Source organism: Micromonospora sp. HM134 (genome assembly GCF_007833915.1).
Taxonomy (GTDB): domain Bacteria; phylum Actinomycetota; class Actinomycetes; order Mycobacteriales; family Micromonosporaceae; genus Micromonospora; species Micromonospora wenchangensis.
Genome location: NZ_CP041061.1, coordinates 4,034,054 through 4,047,351 on the forward strand (window position 1 = coordinate 4,034,054; position 13,298 = coordinate 4,047,351).

12 protein-coding genes are annotated in these 13,298 nt (G+C 74.8%); 6 read left to right on the top strand and 6 right to left on the bottom strand.

Annotated elements, in window-relative coordinates; all coding sequences use genetic code 11:
• Positions 1–93 precede the first annotated feature (93 nt).
• Entirely contained in the window at positions 94–735 is a 642-nt protein-coding gene (locus FJK98_RS17270) for a hypothetical protein (RefSeq protein ID WP_145919933.1), read from the top strand.
• A 146-nt stretch (positions 736–881) separates the two neighbouring features.
• Positions 882–2,348 (top strand): SDR family oxidoreductase, encoded by a 1,467-nt coding sequence (locus FJK98_RS17275; RefSeq protein WP_145919934.1) that lies wholly within the window; start codon positions 882–884, stop codon positions 2,346–2,348.
• Positions 2,349–2,371: 23 nt separating this feature from the next.
• Here the strand turns inward: FJK98_RS17275 and FJK98_RS17280 are convergent, their stop codons facing one another.
• The 5 genes from FJK98_RS17280 to pip form a co-directional block, all read right to left on the bottom strand.
• Positions 2,372–2,743 carry a hypothetical protein gene (locus FJK98_RS17280; RefSeq protein ID WP_145919935.1) on the bottom strand — a complete coding sequence of 124 codons (372 nt, stop codon included), beginning with the start codon at positions 2,741–2,743 and terminating at the stop codon, positions 2,372–2,374.
• A gap of 46 nt (positions 2,744–2,789) precedes the next feature.
• On the bottom strand, positions 2,790–3,977 hold the full coding sequence (gene dinB / locus FJK98_RS17285; RefSeq protein ID WP_145919936.1) for a DNA polymerase IV: 1,188 nt from the start codon (positions 3,975–3,977) through the stop codon (positions 2,790–2,792).
• Positions 3,978–4,032: 55 nt separating this feature from the next.
• Entirely contained in the window at positions 4,033–5,607 is a 1,575-nt protein-coding gene (locus tag FJK98_RS17290) for an FMN-binding glutamate synthase family protein (protein ID WP_145919937.1), read from the bottom strand.
• Positions 5,608–5,664: 57 nt separating this feature from the next.
• Entirely contained in the window at positions 5,665–6,798 is a 1,134-nt protein-coding gene (locus FJK98_RS17295) for an N-acetylmuramoyl-L-alanine amidase (RefSeq protein ID WP_145919938.1), read from the bottom strand.
• Positions 6,799–6,999: 201 nt separating this feature from the next.
• Positions 7,000–7,953 carry a prolyl aminopeptidase gene (gene pip, locus FJK98_RS17300; protein ID WP_145919939.1) on the bottom strand — a complete coding sequence of 318 codons (954 nt, stop codon included), beginning with the start codon at positions 7,951–7,953 and terminating at the stop codon, positions 7,000–7,002.
• Between the two features lie 50 nt (positions 7,954–8,003).
• Between pip and FJK98_RS17305 the strand changes: the two genes are divergently transcribed.
• The 4 genes from FJK98_RS17305 to FJK98_RS17320 all read left to right on the top strand — a co-directional run bounded on the left by FJK98_RS17305 (position 8,004) and on the right by FJK98_RS17320 (position 12,841).
• Positions 8,004–8,543, top strand: a complete 540-nt coding sequence (locus FJK98_RS17305) for a MarR family winged helix-turn-helix transcriptional regulator (RefSeq protein ID WP_145919940.1) — start codon at positions 8,004–8,006, stop codon at positions 8,541–8,543.
• 129 nt (positions 8,544–8,672) lie between these two features.
• Positions 8,673–10,292 (top strand): serine/threonine-protein kinase, encoded by a 1,620-nt coding sequence (locus tag FJK98_RS17310; protein ID WP_145919941.1) that lies wholly within the window; start codon positions 8,673–8,675, stop codon positions 10,290–10,292.
• Positions 10,293–10,396: 104 nt separating this feature from the next.
• On the top strand, positions 10,397–11,377 hold the full coding sequence (locus FJK98_RS17315; RefSeq protein ID WP_228544494.1) for a hypothetical protein: 981 nt from the start codon (positions 10,397–10,399) through the stop codon (positions 11,375–11,377).
• Between the two features lie 207 nt (positions 11,378–11,584).
• On the top strand, positions 11,585–12,841 hold the full coding sequence (locus FJK98_RS17320; protein WP_145919942.1) for an MFS transporter: 1,257 nt from the start codon (positions 11,585–11,587) through the stop codon (positions 12,839–12,841).
• A gap of 42 nt (positions 12,842–12,883) precedes the next feature.
• On the opposite strand, the gene FJK98_RS17325 is transcribed toward FJK98_RS17320, so the two are convergent.
• The gene (locus FJK98_RS17325) at positions 12,884–13,279 is read right to left on the bottom strand and encodes a YchJ family protein (protein ID WP_145919943.1); all 396 of its coding nucleotides are present in this window, start codon (positions 13,277–13,279) and stop codon (positions 12,884–12,886) included.
• Positions 13,280–13,298: the final 19 nt, after the last annotated feature.

The window sequence follows — 13,298 nt, forward strand, 5'->3', positions numbered from 1 at the left end:
CCGGGCGGCCTCCGACCGTCCATTATGCTCACAGCGCGTATCGGCAACGGTGCCCTCGGTAGTCGCGCGCTCCGTGAGTGAAGGGAATCCCGCGTGAACTGGATCGCCCGGACGGGCCTGCCGCTGCGGCGGCGGGGCCCGGGAACGACCACCCCCCTGCGCACCGTGTTGGCCGCCCTCGCCGTCCTGGTCGCGGGGGTGGCCGCCACGCTCACCGTCGCCACGCCGGCCAACGCCGCGACGACGACGATCTGCAAGAGTTCACCGATCCCCGCCGGCTACGTGATCGTGGCGGAGGGTTCGTCGGCGTCCTGCCCGTACAGTTTCCCCAACACCTGGACCATCACCACCCCGTCGACCACCTCGACCACCGTGGTGTGCAAGGCCTCCGCCATCCCGACCGGCTACGTGATCGTCGCGGAGGGTTCGTCGGGGTCCTGCCCGTACAGCTTCCCCAACACCTGGACGATCCGCATCCCACCCACCGGTTCGGCGAGCGTGGTGTGCAAGGCGGCGACCCTGCCGACCGGGTTCGTGATCGTGGCTGAGGGCTCGTCGGGGTCCTGCCCGTACAGCTTCCCGAACACGTGGACCATCACCACCCCGTCCACCACCGGCATCACCACGATCTGCTCGGTGTCGCCCATTCCGGCCGGGTACGTCGTGGTGGGCACCGGCTCGTCGGGGTCCTGCCCGTACAGCTTCCCGAACACCCGCAGCATCAAGCTGCCCTGACCTGTGGGGCGGTCCCGCCGGCCGGCGGTGGCCCAGCTCACCGCCGAGGTCAGGCGCGGACGTCGCGTCGGCCCGGCCCGGGTGCGTAGAGTTCCCGGGTCGGGCCGGCGGTCGGCCCCGGGCGCGAGGGCGGGACGATAGCGGACATGACGGTGGACAACGTCGGACAACCGGTCCCCGACGCCGGCACCCCCGGTGTCGACCAGGGTGACCTGGCGGCCGCGCTGCGGGTCTTCGCGGCGCTGGAGTCGCTGCCCAGCGACCACCCGGACGTGGTGCGGGTGCAGCGGGCCACCGCCCGGCTGTTCAAGATGGTGAAGCAGCGGCGACGCGAGGAGCGGCGGGACGCCGTCCTGGCGCACGACCGGGCCGTGACGGCCGCCACCGCCACCGGCGCCCCGGGGCGGATCGACGACGAGACCAAGGGCATCCCGCTGGCCTCACCCACCGCCGGGGACACCGCCGGGACGCTGATCAACCCGCGCGGCTGCTACATCTGCAAGACCCGGTACCGCCAGGTGGACGCGTTCTACCACCAGCTCTGCCCCGACTGCGCCGCCGTCAACCGGGAACGCCGCGACGCGCGGTGCGACCTGACCGGGCGGCGGGCCCTGCTCACCGGGGGCCGCGCCAAGATCGGCATGTACATCGCGCTGCGCCTGCTGCGCGACGGCGCGCACACCACGATCACCACCCGGTTCCCGCACGACGCGGTCCGCCGGTTCACCGCCATGCCGGACAGCGCCGACTGGCTGCACCGGCTCCGGGTGGTCGGCATCGACCTGCGCGACCCCGCCCAGGTGGTGGCGCTGGCCGACTCGGTCGCCGCGCAGGGCCCGCTGGACATCCTGATCAACAACGCCGCGCAGACCGTACGCCGCACCCCCGGCGCGTACGCCCACCTGGTCGCCGCCGAGTCGGCGGCGCTGCCCGACGGGCCGCTGCCGGAACTGCTCACCTTCACCGGCGGCCGGGGCGTCACCCTGGCGCTGCCCGAGGGCACCCTGCCGACGCCCACCATCGCCCCGCACGCCCTCACCGCGCTGGCGTTGACCGGCCGGTCCGCGACGCCGGAGCGGATCGCCGCCGCCACCGCCGTCGACGCCGGTGGGCTCGCCCCCGACCTCGGGGACACCAACAGTTGGGTGCAGCGGGTGCACGAGGTCGACCCGGTCGAGCTGCTCGAGGTGCAGCTGTGCAACGTGACGGCCCCGTTCGTGCTGGTCAGCCGGCTCCGGCCGGCCTTGGCCGCCGCACCGACCGGGCGGGCGTACGTGGTGAACGTGTCGGCGATGGAGGGGCAGTTCGCCCGGGGCTACAAGGGGGCGGGGCACCCGCACACCAACATGGCGAAGGCGGCGCTGAACATGCTCACCCGCACCAGCGCCGAGGACATGCGCGCCGACGGCATCCTGATGACCAGCGTCGACACCGGGTGGATCACCGACGAGCGCCCGCACCCGACGAAGATGCGCCTGGCCGACGAGGGGTTCCACGCCCCGCTGGACCTGGTCGACGGAGCCGCCCGGGTGTACGACCCGATCGTCCGTGGCGAGCGGGGCGAGGAACTGTACGGCTGCTTCCTCAAGGACTACGCCCCCTGCGCCTGGTGAGCGCCCCGGGGCGGCCTGCGCGGTCAGGCCACCCGGGGGACCGGCAGCATCCCCCGGTGGGCGGTGCCCGAGATGTCGCCGGTCTGGTCGACGGCCGGTGGCCGGGGCGCGACCCGGGTGGGGGCTCCGGTGGGGGCGGGTGGCCGGGAGACGGGCGGGACGGCCGGCAGCACCGTGGTCGGGGTGAGCGACGCCTCCACCTCGGCCAGCACGGTGCGCAGCCGGGACACGTCGTCGACGGCCATCCGGAACGACCCCCGGCAGGTCGTGCCGCTCCACAGGGACAGCACCACCGCACCCCGCTCCGGGTGGTAGCTGACCCGCATCGTCCGTTCGTCGCCCCGTACGTCGGTGAACAGGTCACCGAAGCTGGGCATCGGCAGTACCTCTCCCATCGACCCAGCATGCCCGAGCCGACGGGGCCGGGGAAGCCCCGACGGATCAGTCGGGCAATCGGGGCATCTCCAGACCGGGGCGACGGCCGAGCAGGGTGGCCCGGGTCAGCGCCGCCGCGCCGAACCGGTCCCGGACGGCGTCGACGGCGGTGTCCAGCTCGATCTCCCGGTCGGGGGTGAACGGCAGTTCGGGCTGGACCGGGGCGTCGTCGAGGTTGCCCACCGCCACCCCGACCAGGGTGATCCCCCGTCGGTCCAGCTCGGGCTGGGCGGCCCGCATCAGCGACCGGGCGGCGGCCAGCAGCGACGCCGTGCGGTCGGTGGCCCGGCGCAGGGTCCGCGACCGGGTGGCCGCGGTGTAGTCGGCGAACCGCAGCCGCAGGGTCACCGTCCGGCCGGCCCGGCCGGCGGCCCGCATCCGGCGGGCCACCCGGTCGACCAGCCCGGCCAGCGTCGCGTCGACGTCGGCGGGGGAGTGCGGCCCGGCCCCCAGGGCGTGCTGCGCGCCCATCGACGACCGGCGGCGGCCCACCTGCACCGGCCGTGGGTCGCGGTTGTGGGCCAGCGCGTGCAGGTGCCGGCCCGCGCCCGCGCCGAGCAGCGACTCCAGGGCCGGGACGTCGAGGCGGGCGACCTGGCCGACGGTGTGGACGCCCCGGGCGCGCAGCTTCGCCGCGGTGACCGGGCCGACGCCCCAGAGCCGTTCCACCGGCAGCGGGTGCAGGAACGCCAGCTCGCCGTCGGGCGGCACCTCCAGCAGTCCGTCCGGCTTGGCCACCCCGCTGGCGACCTTGGCGAGGAACTTCGTCCGGGCCACCCCGACGGTGATCGGCAGCCCGACCTGGTCGCGGACCGTCCGGCGCAGCCGGGTGGCGATCTGCGCGGGTGACCCGCAGAGCCGGCGCAGCCCACCCACGTCGAGGAACGCCTCGTCGATGGAGAGCCCCTCCACCCAGGGGGTGGTGTCCCGGAAGATGGCGAACACGGCCCGGCTCGCCGCCGTGTACGCCGCCATCCTCGGCGGCACCACGATCGCCTGAGGGCAGAGCCGTCGGGCCTGCCGGCCGCCCATCGCGCTCTGTACGCCGTACGCCTTGGCCTCGTAGCTGGCCGCGAGGACCACCCCGCCGCCGACGATCACCGGCCGGCCGCGCAGGCGGGGGTCGTCCCGCTGCTCGACCGAGGCGTAGAAGGCGTCCAGGTCGGCGTGCAGGATGCTGGCTCCGGTCGACACCGAACCATGTTCGCACACATGTTCGATTACGTGTGCTGAGCTGCCGAAATCATGGTCAGCCCTGGGCGGTGGCCGAGGGGAGGGCGCTGCCGCCCCGGGGCGCCTCGCCAGCCATCAGCCGGGCGATCGCGGCCCGGTCGGCGGCCGACGGCAGCCCCCAGTGCGGCTGGTAGCCGTAGACCTCCCGCAGCGGCCGGGCCGAGGTCCGGCCGTCGAGGATCTCGACGGCGTCGGTGTCGATCAGCCCCGGATGCTCGACGCCGCACGCCTCGGCCACCTTGACCAGGTCGCGGCGCAGCGTGCCGATGTAGTTCGCCGCCCGCACCGACTTGCGGGCCGGGTCCAGGCCCCGGGCCAGCCAGGCGTTCTGGGTGGCCACGCCGGTGGGGCAGGTGTCGGTGTGGCACTTCTGCGCCTGGATGCAGCCGATCGCCAGCATCGCCTCCCGGCCCACGTTGACCAGGTCGCAGCCGAGCGCGAAGGCCACCACCGCGTTGTCCGGCAGGCCCAGCTTGCCCGCGCCGACGAAGACGGTCTGTTCGTGCAGCCCCCGCTCGGCGAAGGTCCGGTAGACCCGGGCGAAGCCGTGCTGGAACGGCAGCGACACCGAGTCGGTGAAGATCAGCGGTGCGGCCCCGGTGCCGCCCTCGCCGCCGTCGACGGTGACGAAGTCGACGCCCCGGCCGGTGTCGCGCATCAGCGTGGTCAGCTCCTCCCAGAACCCCAGGTCGCCGACGGCGGACTTGATGCCGACCGGCAGTCCGGTCTCGGCGGCCAGCAGCTCCACCCAGTCCAGCAGGCTGTCGCAGTCGGAGAACTCGGCGTGCCGCGACGGGCTCACGCAGTCCTGCCCGGGGGTGATGCCCCGGGTGGCGGCGATCTCGGCGGACACCTTCGCCCCGGGCAGCAGCCCGCCCAGGCTGGGCTTCGCGCCCTGGCTGAGCTTGATCTCCAGGGCCCGCACCGGGGCTCCGGCGACCAGGTCGCGCAGCCGGGCGAGGTCGAACCGGCCCTGGGCGTCCCGGCAGCCGAAGTACGCCGTACCGAGCTGGAAGACCAGCTCGCCGCCGTGGCGGTGGTACGGCGACAGCCCGCCCTCGCCGGTGTTCTGCAGGCAGCCGGCCAGCGCCGCCCCCTGGTTGAGGGCGGAAACCGCGTTGCCGGACAGCGAGCCGAAGCTCATCCCGGAGATGTTGACCACCGACCCGGGGCGGAACGCCTTGGCCCGTCCGCGTGGCCCACCGAGCACCTTGGCCGCCGGCAGCCGTACGTCGTGCCCGGCCCTCGGGTGCGACGGCGGGACGGTCGGGGCGAACGTGCGGTGCTTGATGATCGGGTAGCCGGGGCTGCGTTCGATGTCGTTGTCGGTGCCGAACCCGAAGTAGTTGTTCTCCTGCTTGGCCGAGGCGTAGATCCACCGCCGCTGGTCCCGGGTGAACGGCCGTTCCTCGTCGTTGCCGGCGACGATGTACTGCCGCAGCTCCGGGCCGATCGCCTCCAGCAGGTACCGGGCCCGTCCGACGAGCGGGAAGTTGCGCAGCAGCGCATGGTCTCGTTGGAGGACGTCCCGGGCGGCGAGGCCGGCGACGGCGGCGGCGATCACGGGTACGGTGCGGCGGGCCCACGTCATGCCGGCCACACTCCCCGTTGCCGCCGCCGCCCAAACAGCCTGGCCGTGTGGCGCGGGTCAGTGCCGCAGCGACTGCCGCACGACGCCGCCGACCAGGGCGCACCAGGTGCCGGTGGAGACCCTGCCGGTGCGGGGCAGGCCGTGCAGCGCCTGGAGGTCCTGCACGGCGCGGCGGGTGGCCGGGTCGTAGCTGCCGGTGACGGTGACCTCGGCGTAGCCCTTCCAGTTCAGGATGAACTGCACCGCCTGCACGGGCAGGCCGGTGGCGTCGCGGTCCAGTTCGGGCGCGAGGGTCTCCCAGGTGGGGGCGGTCAGGGTGGCGTCGACGTCGACCGGGATGCCGTTGCGGGCCTGCCAGTCGCCGACCGCGGCGACGGTGGCGGCGTCGAACGTGCCGCTCGGGGTGACCGGGTAGCCCCGGTGGGCCAGCAGGTACTGGGCGACCTGGACGCCGGGGGCGTTGACGAAGCGCCACAGGTCGGGCCAGCGGCGGGCCGGCACGTCGACCAGTCGGGTGCCGAGCCGGCGGAACACCTCCCGGCGCACCTCGGGGAACAGGCGGTAGAACTGCGCGCCGGGGCACTGGGTGACGCGGAAGTCCCAGTGGCCGAAGATGTCGTGGGCGTGCAGGCCGTACTGCCGGCAGATGGTGGTGCAGAGCCGGACCAGGGAGTCGAGCAGTGCCCGTGGCGGGGTGTCGGTGACGTAGGTGCCCTCGTTCTCGATGCCGATGGCCCGGCCGTTCTCGCCGGGGCAGTGCGCCGAGACCATCTGCCGGTCGCCGGCGCGCAGCCGCTCCAGGCTGCCGTGCCGTCCCTCCAGGACGTACCCGCCCCGGCTGACGGTGAAGTGCTGGCCGGTGTCGGACCAGCCGTTGCCGTCCATGTGCAGGTCCTGGCAGTCGTGGGCCAGCTTGACGGCCTGTTCCCGGGTGTGGTCGGTGACGTTCGGGAAGGCCATGTGGTGCACGATGATCTTGTTGGTGGGGATGGTGCTGACCGACAGCGGGTCGGCCGGCGGGCGGGCTTCCCATTCGTCGCAGCCGATGATCCAGTCCAGGTCCGCGCCGGGGAGGGCGGCCCGGGCGGCGTCCGGCAGCGCCAGGTCGGACCCGACGACCGCGACGGTGGCCGCGCCGAGGCCGGCCCGCAGCAGCGTACGACGGTCGAGGGCGGGGCGTACGACGGACATGGCATCTCCTCGGCGGCCGGCGGCGGCACTGGCGACGAACGTGAAAACTAGCTCCAACGATTCCGCGTGAGATGGAGGATATTGTCACGTCGGTGGTCGGCGCTAGAGGGCGTCGTCGATCGATTCTGCCCGTCTTCGCGGCGTGCCGGGCAGAACCGTCCGAATCTCCTGCCGTCGGTGCGGTGGTTCCGGGCCGGCCGCTCAGCCGGCGGTGGCGAAGCCGTCCAGGGCGGCCAGCAGGTGCCGCCGGGTCTCCACCGTGCCGAAGTGTCCCGCCCCCTCGACCACGTGCAGGCGCGAATCCGGCCAGGCCCGGTGCAGCTCCCAGGCGGTGACCAGCGGACTGCCCAGGTCGACCCGGCCGTGGATCAGCACCCCCGGGATGCCGGCGAGCCGGTCGGCCCGCCGGATCAGCTCACCCTCGGCCAGCCAGGCCCCCTGGGAGAAGTAGTGCGCGCAGATCCGCACCATCGCGGTCCGCTCGGCCGACGGGCGGTCGCCGTACGGGTTGCCCACCCCCTCGGCGGAGACCACCGCGTCCTCCCAGGCGCACCAGTCCCGCACCGCCCGCTCGCGGACCTCCGGGTCGGGGCCCTCCACCAGCCGGGCGTACGCGCCGACCACGTCGTCGTGCGGGCCGACGCCGGCACCGGCGAGGAACCGTTCCCACTCGCGGGGGAAGTACCTGCCGACACCCCGGTAGAGCCAGTCGACCTCCGACCGGCGGGTGGTGGTGACCGCCCCGATCACGATCGCCGACACCCGCTGCGGGTGCCGCTGCGCGTACGCCAGCAGCAGCGTCGAGCCCCACGAGCCGCCGTAGAGCAGCCACCGGTCGACGCCCAGGTGCTCGCGCAGCCGCTCCATGTCGGCGACCAGGTGGGCGGTCGTGTTGTGCCGCAGGTCGGTGGCCGGGTCGGCGGCGTGCGGGGTGCTGCGCCCGCAGTTGCGCTGGTCGAACAGGACCACCCGGTAGCGGGCCGGGTCGAAGTACCGCCGGGCCCACGGTCCGCAGCCCGACCCCGGTCCACCGTGGACGACCAGCGCCGGCCGGCCGGCCGGGTTGCCGCACACCTCCCAGTAGACCTCGTTGCCGTCGCCGACGTCGAGCATGCCCCGGTCGTACGGCTCGATCGGCGGGTACCGCTCGTCCATCGGTGGGCCTCCCCGGGGTGTGAGATACAACAGCGCTGTTACATTACGGCATGCCCGACGAACCGTCCGACCCCGCGCTGCTCGGCACCCGGCTGCGGCACCTGCTGGAGCTGCTCGACGGCGACGTCGCCGCCGTCTACACCGACCTCGGGCTGCCCGGCTTCCGCCCCCGCTACACCCCGGTGCTGATCGCGCTGGACCGGCTCGGCCCGGCGTCGATCCGTACCCTGGCCCAGGCGACCGGGGTGACCCACTCCGCGGCCAGCCAGACCGTCGCCCGGATGGCGGCCGACGGGCTGGTCACCCTCGCCCCCGGCGCCGACGCCCGGCACCGCGTCGTCACCCCCACCGACCGGGCCCGGGACCTGCTGCCCGTCCTGCACGCCGAGTACGCCGCCACCGCCACCGCCGCCCGCCGGTTCGAGGCGGAGCTGGCGTACCCGCTGAGCCGCCTCGTCGACGAGGCCCTGGCCGCGCTGCGGCGGCGGTCGATGCGGCAACGCGTCGCCGACGTCGCCCCGCAGCTCGCCGGCCCGACCGGCCACGACCCGGGCGACCGGCCGGCGACCCCGACCGGTGACCGGAACTAATCTCCGCAGCCGGACGTCCGGAGGCGAGGAAACAACCGTTGCGCCGATGGACCGCAGCTCGCCCCGGGTAAGAATGATCAGTGTGGCCCTGACCTGTGACCAGTCCCCGCGGACCGGAAAGGCCGGCGGGTGACCGGCGACTGGCGGTTGTCCGGCTACACCCCGGTACGGCAGCTCGGCACGGGCACGTCCGGCCGGGTGCTGCTCGCCACCCACGACGCCACCGGCACCCCGGTCGCCATCCGCTACCTCACCCCGTCCCTCGGCGACGACCCCGCCTTCCGGCTGGCCTTCCGGGAGCAGGCGCGGCTGCTGGTCGACGTGGACGACCCGCACGTCTGCCGGCTCTTCGAGTACGCCGAGTCGCACTCCGCCGCCGCGATCGTCGCCGAACTGGTCAACGGGGTGGCGCTGCGCCACCTGCTGCGCGCGCACGGCCCGGTCCCGCCGGAGGCCGCGCTCTGCGTCCTCAAGGGTTCGCTCGCCGGGCTCGCCGCCGCGCACGCCCGGGGCGTCGTGCACGGCGACCACCGGCCGGAGAACGTCCTCGTCACCCCGGACGGGCGGTGCAAACTCACCGACCTCGCCATCGTCCTGCCCACCGGCACCGGCCGCCGGCTGGCCCCCGAACAGTGGACCGGGGCCCCCGCCGAGCCGGCCGGCGACATCTACGCCGCCACCGCCACGTTCGTCGAGTGCCTCACCGGGCGACCCCCCTACGACGGGCGGGACCCGGCGACCCTGCGCGCCCAGCACAGCGCCGCGCCGGTCCCGGACGCCCCGACCCCGGCGACCGTGCACGACCTGCTCCGGCACGGCCTGGCCTGGTGCCCCGCCGACCGTACCCAGCCCGCCGAGATCTTCCTCACCGAGCTGGAACACACCGCCGCCCGTTCGTACGGCGGGGACTGGGAGGAGCGCGGCCGGCGTCAGCTCGCCCAGCGCGTCGCGCTGCTCGCCGCGTCCCTCCCGCTGCCCGACGGGGCGCCCGGAGCCGGCGATCCCGCCGACGTCCCCGACGCCGGGCCCCACCCGGCCCACCGGCGCGGCGGCCTGCGTAGCGTCCTGGTCGGGGTGGGCCTGACCGCCACCCTGCTGGTCGGCGTCGTCGCGCTGGGCGTCGCCGCCCGCCGGTCCGGTCCGCTCACCCTCGCCGACGGGGCCGCCGGGCCGGGAGCGACCGCCGCCGCCACCCGCAGCCCCGCGCCGCTGGCCGCCGCGCCGGCCATCACCGTCGTTCCGGCGGAGCCGAGCCCCACCCCCACCCCGGCGGCGAGCACCACCGGCGCGCCGCCCAGCACCGCCCCGACCCGGTCCGCCGCCGCGACCACCACCCGGGTACGCACGCCGGACCCCGCGCCGCCGACGACGCCGAACACGCCGCTCCTGCCGCCGGACGTGTCGCCGCCGACGGTGTCCACCCCCGACGTGAGCCCCACCACCGTGGAGCCGCAGGGCTGCCCCGACGCGGTCACCGCGACCACGGTCACCGCGACGGTCGTCGACGACCGGGCCGCCGGTGACCTGCTCCGGGTGGTGTTCCGGTACACCCTCGACGGTGCCACCCGGACCGTCGGCATGGACCAGACCGCGCCGGACGTCTTCCAGGGCACCCTCGGTGACCTGCCGACGCCCTCGGCGACGACCCGGATCCCGATCCAGGTCGTCGCCGTCGACGACGCCGGCAACGCCTCGGCGCCCACCGGCCCGGTCGTGGTGTCACTGCTGCCCGCCTGCACGTCGGGCTGACCGGGCCGGCCCCGCGCCGGGCGTCCGGCCGGGCCCGCCGGGTTTCCGGCGACCGGGTCGGGGGTAGCTTCGGGGGCCGACCGAGCTGACGGTGGAGGACCACGATGACAGACAAGTTCAGCGATGCGGTGGGCGACGCCCTGCGGGCGGTGATGCTCTTCCTGCCCAAGGCGGTCGCCTTCGTGGCGATCCTGGTGGCCGGCTGGCTGATCGCCAAGGCCGTCCGCAGGATCGTCGACAAGGTGCTGGAACGGGTGCACTTCGACCGGGCCGTCGAACGCGGCGGCATCAAGACGGCGCTGGCCCGTTCCCGCTACGACGCCAGCGACATCGTCGCCAAGCTCGCCTACTACGGGGTGCTGCTGGTGACCCTCCAGCTCGCCTTCGGCATCTGGGGCCCGAACCCGATCTCCGACCTCATCGCCGGCGTGATCGCCTGGCTGCCCCGGGCGTTCGTCGCGATCGTCATCGTGGTCGTCGCCGCCGCGATCGCCAACGCGGTCAAGGACATCATCAGCAGTGCGCTCGGCGGCCTGTCCTACGGCCGGGTGCTGGCCAACATCGCCTCGGTGTTCATCCTCGGCCTGGGCGTGATCGCCGCGCTCAACCAGATCGGCGTCGCCACCGCGGTCACCACGCCGGTGCTGGTCGCCGTGCTCGCCACCGTCGGCGGCATCCTCGTCGTCGGGGTCGGCGGCGGGCTGGTCCGCCCGATGCAGGCCCGCTGGGAGTCCTGGCTGAGCCGCGCCGAGCAGGAGTCGCGCACCATCGCCACCCACGCCCGCGCCTACCAGGCCGGCCGGCGCGACGTCGAGGCCCGGCTGGACCCGTACGCGGAGGCCGAACGCACCCAGCCGGTGCCCGCCACCACCACGCCCGCCCCGGCCGCACCGGTCCCCACCACGCCCGCCCCGGCGGCGACGGTGGACGACGACGCCGAGCGGACCCAGGTGGTGACCCGCCCCGACGACGTGGAGGCGACCCAGGTCGTGCCGCGTCAGGCCGGGCCGGCCGACGGGTCCGCCACCGACAGTGAGGCCACCATGGTCATCCCGCCGCTGGACCCGGACACCTCCCGCCGGTGACCGCACCGCGCGACAGGGGGCGGACGCCGGACCAGGCTCCGCCCCCTGTCGCGCGGTGGACACCGCGCCGGGGCCACGCCGCCGACCGCAGCCGGCTAGCATCGGGCACATGACCTGGCGATGGTGATCCGACACTGAAGGCCGAAACCGTGGACCGCCACGGACGCCGTACCTCCCGCGTCCGTTCCGTCCCCGGGAAAGGCCCTGATGAACTCCCTCTCCGCGCGGGTGCCCGACACCCGTGTCCGCACGCTGTCCGCCACGCTCTACGGCTACCTGTTCCTCAGCGATCTCGTCCTGCTCTACCCGGTGTACGTGCTGCTGTTCAGCGACACCGGGCTCACCGTCGGGCAGATCTCCGCCCTCTTCGTGATCTGGTCGGTGACCGCGATCGTGCTGGAGGTCCCCTCCGGGGCCTGGGCCGACACGGTCTCCCGACGCCTGCTGCTCTGCCTCGCGCCGCTGCTCACCGGGGGCTGCTTCGCCCTGTGGGTGCTGGCCGGGTCGTGGTGGGCGTTCGCGCTCGGTTTCGTCCTCTGGGGAGCCGGCGGGGCGCTCGGCTCCGGCGCCCTGGAGGCGTTGGTCTACACCGAACTCGACCGGCTCGGCGCGGCCGGACGCTACGCCCGCACGATGGGGCGGGGCCGGACCGCCGGGGTGCTCGGGGTGCTCGCCTCGCTGGGCCTGGCCGGCCCGGTCCTCGCCGCCGGCGGATACCGGGCGGTCGGTGCGGCGAGCGTGCTGTCCGCCGTCCTCGCCGCCGCCGTCGCCACCCGTTTCCCGGAACACCGGCCCGCCGTGCCGCCCGGCACCGCGTCTTTCGACGAGCCGCCCGGGCCGGGCTGGTGGGCGAGCCTGCGCGCCGGCCTCGCCGAGGCCCGCGCCGACCGACGGGTACGGGCGGCCGTGCTGCTCGTCCCGGCGGTGACGGCGGTCTGGGGCACCCTCGACGAGTACGCTCCGCTGCTGGCCCGCGACACCGGCGTCGCCGCGTCCACGGTGCCGCTGCTGCTCCTGCCGGTCTGGATCGGGATGACCGTCGGTGGCCTGCTCGCCCCGGCGGCGGAACGCCTGACCACCCGCGGGTACGCGGCGCTGCTCGCCCTGGCCGCCGTCGCCCTGTCCGCCGGGGCCGCCGTCCGGCATCCGGGGGGCTTCCTGCTGCTCGGGGTGGCGTTCTGCGGGTTGCAACTCGCCACCGTGCTCGCCGACGCCCGCCTCCAGGACCGGATCACCGGCCCGGGGCGGGCCACCGTCACCTCGGTCGCGGGCATGGGCACCGACCTGGCCATGATCGTGGTCTACGCCGGGTACGCGTTGGTCGCCGTGACCGGCGGGCACCCGGTGGCGTTCGTGGCGGCGGCCGTGCCGTACCTGCTGGTGGCCGGGGCGCTGGCGGTGTCGGGACGGGCCGGGGAGCGGGCAACGGTGCCGGACCGCCCGACGACGCCGGTGGCGCGGTGAACCGCCGGTTGCCGGGGGTCGGCACGGGCGGCGGTGCCGCGGTCAGTCCGGTAGCGCGTCCAGGTAGACCCAGCTGCCGTCCTCGCGGACGAACCGGCTCTGCTCCGTCATCGTGCCCGGCTGCCCGGCCTCGCGGTAGTGGGCGCGGAACGTCACCGTGCCGGTGGTGTCCAGCAGGCCGCCGTGCGTGCTGTCGACGATCTCCAGCCGGGTCCACCGGGTGGCGGGGTCGAGGTGCAGCCGGCGTGGCCGGGTGGTGGAGTGCCAGCTGCGCAGCAGGTAGTCGCCGTCGCCGACGGCGAAGGCACTGAACCGGGAGCGCATCAACGCCTGCGCCGTCGGGGCCGTGCCGTCGCCGGTGTGCAGCGGCCCGCAGCATTCGGCGTACGGCAGGCCGGTGCCGCAGGGGCAGGGCCGGTGGGATGCGTGTTTCGCCACCCGCCCATCCTGCCGCAAC

Excerpts from the sequence above, each read along its gene's own strand:
- FJK98_RS17275 (WP_145919934.1), top strand. The coding sequence starts at position 882 with ATGACGGTGGACAACGTCGGACAACCGGTCCCCGACGCCGGCACCCCC.
- FJK98_RS17280 (WP_145919935.1), bottom strand. The coding sequence starts at position 2,743 with ATGGGAGAGGTACTGCCGATGCCCAGCTTCGGTGACCTGTTCACCGAC.
- FJK98_RS17290 (WP_145919937.1), bottom strand. The coding sequence starts at position 5,607 with ATGACGTGGGCCCGCCGCACCGTACCCGTGATCGCCGCCGCCGTCGCC.
- FJK98_RS17295 (WP_145919938.1), bottom strand. The coding sequence starts at position 6,798 with ATGTCCGTCGTACGCCCCGCCCTCGACCGTCGTACGCTGCTGCGGGCC.
- pip (WP_145919939.1), bottom strand. The coding sequence starts at position 7,953 with ATGGACGAGCGGTACCCGCCGATCGAGCCGTACGACCGGGGCATGCTC.
- FJK98_RS17305 (WP_145919940.1), top strand. The coding sequence starts at position 8,004 with ATGCCCGACGAACCGTCCGACCCCGCGCTGCTCGGCACCCGGCTGCGG.
- FJK98_RS17315 (WP_228544494.1), top strand. The coding sequence starts at position 10,397 with ATGACAGACAAGTTCAGCGATGCGGTGGGCGACGCCCTGCGGGCGGTG.
- FJK98_RS17320 (WP_145919942.1), top strand. The coding sequence starts at position 11,585 with ATGAACTCCCTCTCCGCGCGGGTGCCCGACACCCGTGTCCGCACGCTG.